We start from the raw sequence: 4,102 nt of genomic DNA on the forward strand, positions 1-4,102 counted from the left end.
AATTTAATGTAGGTTTCTTTTTTTTTCCCTTCTCCCAAAATGACAAGTTTAATTTTTCTTTCTGGCAAAATAGATTTTGAATACGCCAAAATCAATTTATCAAATTGTTTGATACCATCATTCATTCTACCCACAGCTAAAATATAACTTGAATCATTAACCATGAACTGATTCTTTAAATCAATTGCAGTTCGTAAATCAATTGGATTGTGAATAAAACTGACGGATCCGACAGTTTTTTTATTTTCTATTTCTTCCTTAACGGCTTTAGAAACTGCAACTATGTTTCTGTTTTTATATATCAAATCAGATAAAAACTTAGTTTTAGGAAAATAAAATTCCAAAACACCGCTATGAACCGTATAATAGGTGTTCTTAGGATAAATATCATTGGAAATCAGTAACTCTAATATAAAATTAGTTCGCTGTCTAAAATCAATTACAAAATCGAAATCATTGTTTTTAATAAACTTTTTAAAAACAAAAAAACGCTTAAGTTTTCGGGTAATAAAAAATGAATGAGGATTAACTTTCCCTAGATTTAATAATGAACCTGAATATTTGTATGAAACTAAATCGCAGAAAATGCAATTAAAAACTTCCATTCCGACATTTTCAAAATAAACAGATAATAAAGAATGTACTTTTTCAGCACCACCGTTAGTCAAAGAGTCGCCTATTAATGCAATTTTATACTTCCGACTTGGATTTATCATTCTTGATTCATTATTTTCGTAACAAATATAGACAATAATGAGGATTTTATTGGTAGGCGAATACAGTCGATTTCACAATTCGTTAAAAGAGGGACTCCTGCAACTTGGGCATGATGTGACTCTTATAGGCGACAATGATTTCAAAAATTATCCTGTAGATATCTCCATATATGCCAAATTACTGAGAGATAATTTCATTTTGAATGTATTCAGACAAATAATTTACAGACTCATTAAATTCGATATCGCCCAGTTTGAATTGGCCGTTCGATTCTTCATCAACAGAAAGGCTGCAACAGGTTTTGACATTGTTCAACTAGTCAATGAATATCCATTACAATCGACCGTATATTTTGAAAAAAAGATGCTCCATTACATCTTCAAAAACAACAAAAAAACATTTCTCTCTTCCTGCGGTGATGATTACATCTGCGTAAAATATATGCTTGAAGACCAATTCAAATACTCCGTTCTGACGCCTTGCAAAGAGAATCCTAATTTAGGGCATTGTAAATTCACTTTGAGATACGTGAAAAAGTCATTTATTGAATTACATGAATTTGTCTACAAAAACATTGAATCTGTAATCCCGGGTGATATGGATTATTACATTCCATTAAAAAATCATTCAAAAGCTACTATTCTGATTCCTTATCCTATAATAACAAATAACCTTTTCTACACCCCTTTGAATGTAACAGATAAAATAATTATTTTTCACGGAATTAATGAAGTCAACTATTATAAAAAGGGAAATAATTTCTTCGAAAAAGCATTGGAAATTATCAATAAAAAATATACAAATCGTGTCGAAATAATCACTACTAAATCCATCCCTTATTCTGACTATATTGAACTGTACGACAAGGCACACATCCTTTTGGACCAAACGTTCAGCTACGACCAAGGCTACAATGCTCTTGAAGCTATGGCAAAAGGTAAAGTGGTTTTTACTGGGGCTGAAACTGAGTTTATGGAACATTACAATTTAACCGAAAGAGTATGTATAAATGCGCTTCCTGATGTAAATTCACTTGTCAATGAACTTTCTTTTTTGATAGAAAACCCAAAAGAGATTATTGCAATTGGAAAACGAGCCAGAACATTTATCGAAAAAGAACACGATTATGTAACAATTGCTAAAAAGTATTTAGAGGTTTGGGGAAATTAAAATTGTGTATTTAATTCAAAAACAAATTTTTTCTAAAATAAATCACCAACACCGATAAATAAATAAAATTATCCAGAACTTGAGCAATTAAAACTCCTTGGATTCCAAAAAATTGGATTAAATAATTACTTAAAAAATACAAAACGGCTAGCGAAGCTATTTCGGAAATAACAAAGGCAACGGTCAATTTCTTGGCAAAAAATTGATAGCCCAAAATTAAGAAAGCAACCTTCAAAATATCTCCAACCAATTGCCAAAAGAACATCACTGTAACAGGCAAAAAATCTTTGGTGAAAAGCAATTCAACTATAAAAAAACGTAATGCATAAATCAGAATAAAACCAACAATAAACAGTGGCAAAATACTTTTGTAATAACTCCAAAAAACATTTTTTGTTTCTATATCAGTTTTGGCACTGGCTAATTTGGGTAAAAAATATACTGTCAAAATAGTGCTCACAAATAGCATATAATAAGATGAAATTCGAGTCATTGTTTCCCAATAGCCAGCTTGGTCAATTCCTACTGTAGCGATTACATTTTTTCGGATGGCGAGAAAAACCAATGGTCCAAATACGGAAGAAACCAATGCCATAATCGAATACGAAGACAGATTTTTTATGATTTTAAAATCAAAATAATGAAACCGAATGATATTCAAAAAAAGAATTTCCTTATTGACAAAATAAAAACTAACCAAGAACAACAAAGCTGGTGTAACTACAATAGCAAGTAAAGCTCCCAAGGTTTTATAATTCCATATCAAAACTAATGATACTAATAATCCAATGGCATTCCCTAAAATTGTAATCCAAATTACTTTTTTGAATCGCCCCAAACCATTAATAACGGAAACCAAAAATAAAGAAACGGCGTACCATGGCAAAGCCAAAGCCAACACCTTAAATACTGAAGAATAATCATAATGACTTCCAAAGATTTGATTGTTCCAATAGGCTGCTAAGAAAAATAAAACACCACTTAAGCCAATTGCAACCAACAACAAGCTAATAAAAACTGTCGACATTATTTTCTGAAGTTCGGATTTATCTTCGTCGCACTCAGCTACATATTTTACTATGCCATTTTGAAAACCCAAAGTTGAAATGCTTTCCAACGAGGTCATAAAATTTCTCAAATTGCCAACTAAAGCCATTCCGCTAGGTCCAACAAAAACAGCCAATAATTTGGAAGTTACAAGTCCGACTCCAATTTTCAGAATAACACTTAAACTGTTTAAAGATGAAATTTTAAACAACTGAGTTTGCGTTATGTTTTTTATGAAGTTCAATTTAGTATTTATTTAAAATCTCCACAACAAAACTTACCTCATCCATTTTCATAACTGGACTTATAGGCAAACTCAATACTTCGTTGTGTATTTTTTCGGTAATAGGAAAAGACAAATTATTCCAACTTGAAAAAGCTTTCTGTTTATGGGGCGGAATCGGATAATGAATTACAGTCTGAATATTATTTTGGGTTAAATATTCCTGTAAGCCTACTCTATTTTGGGTTCTAATGACAAAAAGATGAAAAACATGATTGTTACTTAAATCCCAAAATGGCAAAATAATTTTATCATTTTTTATTTCGGACAAATAACGTTTGGCAATGGTTCTTCTTTTTTCATTATCAGCATTTAAATTAGGTAATTTTAGTTTTAAAAATGCAGCCTGCAATTCATCTAATCTCGAGTTTACACCTATAAAATCATTCTGATATTTCGTTTCCGAACCATAATTACGAAGCGACCGAATCGTTTTGGCTAACTCATTATCATTCGTCACAACAGCACCTCCATCTCCCAATGCGCCAAGGTTTTTCCCTGGATAAAAACTATATGCTGCTGCGTTTGATTTTAGATTACTGATTGCGCCTGCTGATTGGGCTGCATCTTCTACAACAACTAAACTATTTCGAGTAGCAATTTCATTTATAGCACCCATTTCGGCTAATTGACCATAAAGATGGACAGCTAGAATTGCTTTAGTTTTTGGTGTTATTTTGTCTTGAATTAAACTCGGATTTATATTGTAGGTCTCCAACTTTGGCTCGACCAAAACAGGCACTAAATCGGCTTGAAGAATAGCAAGAATACTCGCGATATAGGTATTGGCAGGCACAATAACCTCATCCCCTTTTTGAAATTTTCCTAGTTGAATATAACCTTTAAAAATAAGGGTTAAAGCATCCAAACCATTCCCAACACCTA

At 31.8% G+C, this 4,102-nt stretch carries 3 protein-coding genes and 1 pseudogene; 1 reads left to right on the plus strand and 3 read right to left on the minus strand.

The features are described from left to right. Positions 1–716, minus strand: a pseudogene (locus VFS71_RS02245) (glycosyltransferase family 4 protein); the annotation flags it as partial. A 37-nt stretch (positions 717–753) separates the two neighbouring features. Here VFS71_RS02245 and VFS71_RS02250 point away from each other — a divergent pair. Further along, positions 754–1,887 (plus strand): glycosyltransferase, encoded by a 1,134-nt coding sequence (locus VFS71_RS02250; protein ID WP_326399138.1) that lies wholly within the window; start codon positions 754–756, stop codon positions 1,885–1,887. Positions 1,888–1,897: 10 nt separating this feature from the next. On the opposite strand, the gene VFS71_RS02255 is transcribed toward VFS71_RS02250, so the two are convergent. Both VFS71_RS02255 and VFS71_RS02260 read right to left on the minus strand, forming a co-directional pair. Then, positions 1,898–3,178, minus strand: coding sequence for an O-antigen translocase (locus VFS71_RS02255; RefSeq protein ID WP_326399139.1), 1,281 nt, complete (start codon positions 3,176–3,178; stop codon positions 1,898–1,900). 1 nt (position 3,179) lies between these two features. After that, positions 3,180–4,102 (minus strand): DegT/DnrJ/EryC1/StrS family aminotransferase (locus VFS71_RS02260; protein ID WP_326399141.1); only part of this gene is annotated, 923 nt, incomplete at its 5' end.

The organism is Flavobacterium sp. (assembly GCF_035760125.1).
In the GTDB taxonomy this organism is placed as follows: Bacteria; Bacteroidota; Bacteroidia; order Flavobacteriales; family Flavobacteriaceae; genus Flavobacterium.